The sequence below is a fragment of the Streptomyces fuscigenes genome, assembly GCF_021556455.1.
Classification (GTDB): domain Bacteria; phylum Actinomycetota; class Actinomycetes; order Streptomycetales; family Streptomycetaceae; genus Streptomyces; species Streptomyces fuscigenes.
The window spans coordinates 1-2,630 of sequence record NZ_JAKGCV010000606.1 but is presented as its reverse complement, the minus strand read 5'-3'; the positions used below and the strand labels follow the sequence as shown (position 1 = coordinate 2,630).

Below are 2,630 nucleotides of genomic sequence, written 5' to 3'. Positions count from 1 at the left end.
GAGGACGCGGTCCCGGCCGGCCGCGCCGAGCCGGGCCCGCAGTTCGGGCGACTCCAGCAGCCTGCCGAGGGCCGCGGCGAGCGCGCCGGAGTCGCCGGGCGGCACGGCCAGGCACGTCTCGCCGTCGGGGCCGGCCACTTCGGGGATCGCGCCGCCGGTGGTGGCGACGAGCGGCGTGCCGGTGGCCATGGCCTCGGCGGCCGGCAGCGAGAATCCCTCGTACAGCGAGGGGACGCAGGCGATCTGGGCGCCGCGCACGAGGTCGACGAGCTCGGTGTCGGAGATCCCCTTGACGAACCGGACGGCGTCCTCCAGTCCGTAGCGGGCGATGGCCTGCGCGACGGGACCGTCGTCGGCGCGCCTGCCGACGACGACGAGGTGCGCGTCGGGGTGCTCGGTACGGACCTTCGCGAGCGCCTCGACGAGGTGCACGAGCCCCTTGAGGGGGACGTCGGCGCTGGAGGTGGTGACGATGCGGCCCGGCACCTCGGGCACGGCCGCGTCGGGCGAGAACAGGCCGGTGTCCGCGCCGATGTGGACGACGTGGATGCGGCGGGCGGGGACGCGCAGGTCCGCGGCTATCTCCTGCTTCGAGGACCCGGAGACCGTCAGCACGGACGGCAGCCGCCGTGCCACCCGCCGCTGCATGCGCGTGAAGCCGTACCAGCGGCGCACCGACAGGCGCCTGCGCCAGTCCTCGGCGGCCTCCAGGTCGAGGCGGCGGTCGACGGTGATCGGATGGTGGATCGTCGTGACGAGCGGCGCGCCGACATCGCCGAGGAGGCCGTAGCCGAGGGTCTGGTTGTCGTGCACGACGTCGAACCGGCCCGCCCGGGCCGCGAGGTGGCGGCGTGCGCGCAGCGAGAACGTGAGCGGCTCGGGGAAGCCGCCCGTCCACATCGTGGCGACCTCGAGCGCGTCGACCCAGTCGCGGTACTCGTCGGCCTTCGGCGTGCGGAACGGGTCGGGCTGCCGGTACAGGTCGAGGCTCGGCAGCTCGGTGAGCGTGACGCCCTCGACCTCGTCCAGTACGGGGTAGGGCTGTGCGCCGACGACCTCCACCCGGTGCCCGAGGCGGGCCAGTTCGCGCGAGAGGTGGCGCACGTACACGCCCTGGCCCCCGCAGAACGGATTCCCCTTGTAGCTGAGGAGCGCGATGCTCAGCGGCGCGGAGGGATCGCCCGGACCCCCGCGGCGCCGAGCCGGCGGCGGCGCGGGCGCGGGAGGCGGGGGCGGCCCGGCCGGGTCCGGCGAGGCAGGGGACTCCGTGGCTCCAGCGGTCACTCCCGCACCCTTCCCACCCGGCTCTTTGTCGACTTAACGTGTCGACGGAGCGTAACCGGCCACGGCGAGCAGGGACAAGTCACGGCGGGCCGACGACAGCCTCCGAATCTACCGGCTGGTAGCCGCCCGGATGCCGCCGGATCAGGTGATTCCCACCACGCCGGGCCCGGCGGGGCCCCGTTCCCCTTCTGCGCGTTCCCCGCGCTCGCCCTCCCGCGCGGGCGGCCGTTCGCGGGCGGCGGCGTCGCGGGTCGAGGTCTCCGCCGAAGTCCGGGGCCGCCGGGGCGCGGCGTCCGCCGCCCGCCCGCTCCGCGCAGGGCGACGGCGGGCGTTCCGGCATGCCCCGCGTGGAACAACGGCGTCCGGTCGCGCCTTGCACCACCATGACGTCCATGAACCTCGCGAACACGACGCACTTCGGCACCATCGGTGTCTGGAGCTCGGCACTGCGCACGGGCAACCCGCGACACGGCGAGCGGGTCGGCGACGCGGCGGCGGAGCTGGAGTCCCTGGGATACGGCACGGTCTGGCTCGGCGGCAGTCCGTCGGTCGAGGAGGCGGGACCCCTGCTGGAAGCCACCACGCGCCTCACCGTCGCCACGGGCATCCTCAGCATCTGGGACCACGGCGCGCGGGAGGTGGCGGCGGCGCGGGCCCGCCTGGAGCGCGGCCACCCCGGGCGGTTCGTGCTGGGGCTCGGCGCGAGCCACAGCGCCCTGACGAAGGATTACGCGCGCCCCTACTCGACGATGAAGGAGTACCTCACGGCCCTCGACGAGGCGCCGGAGCCGGTCCCGGCGGGCGGCCGGGTGCTGGCGGCCCTCGGCCCGAAGATGCTGGAGCTGGCCCGCGGGAGGGCCGCGGGGGCGCACCCCTACCTGGTGACGGCCGAACACACGGCGGGGGCCCGCGAGCTGCTCGGACCGGACGCGCTGCTCGCCCCCGAGCTGAAGGTCGTGCTGGACCCCGACCTCACAGCGGCCCGCGCGACGGCGCGCGCCTACCTCGGCCGCTACCTGCGCCTGCCGAACTACACGAAGAACCTGGAGCGCCTCGGCTTCTCCGGGGCCGACTTCGAGGACGGCGGCAGCGACCGGCTCCTGGACGCCGTGTTCGGGCTCGGCGACGCGGAGGCGGTCGCACGGCGGGTCGGCGAGTTCCTGGCCGCGGGCGCGGACCAGGTCGCCGTCCAGGTGGTGACGGCCGACCCGGCCACCGACCTCCCGCTCGCCGAGTGGCGCGCACTGGCCGAGGTCCTGCCGATGACGGGCGCCTAGCCGCACCCGGCGCCGGGCGGGACCCGTCCGGCGCCGGGCGACCCCGCCCGGCCGGGCCCGTCCGCCCGC

The 2,630-nt window shown here is 76.0% G+C and carries 2 protein-coding genes; one reads left to right on the top strand and one right to left on the bottom strand.

Annotated features, from left to right (window positions below):
* Nucleotides 1-1,284, bottom strand: a 1,284-nt coding sequence (locus tag L1885_RS26870; RefSeq protein WP_372482038.1) for a glycosyltransferase family 4 protein, incomplete at its 3' end; no start/stop codon positions are given.
* A gap of 392 nt (nucleotides 1,285-1,676) precedes the next feature.
* Between L1885_RS26870 and L1885_RS26865 the strand changes: the two genes are divergently transcribed.
* Nucleotides 1,677-2,561 carry an LLM class F420-dependent oxidoreductase gene (locus L1885_RS26865; protein ID WP_235799756.1) on the top strand — a complete coding sequence of 295 codons (885 nt, stop codon included), beginning with the start codon at nucleotides 1,677-1,679 and terminating at the stop codon, nucleotides 2,559-2,561.
* Nucleotides 2,562-2,630 lie beyond the last annotated feature (69 nt).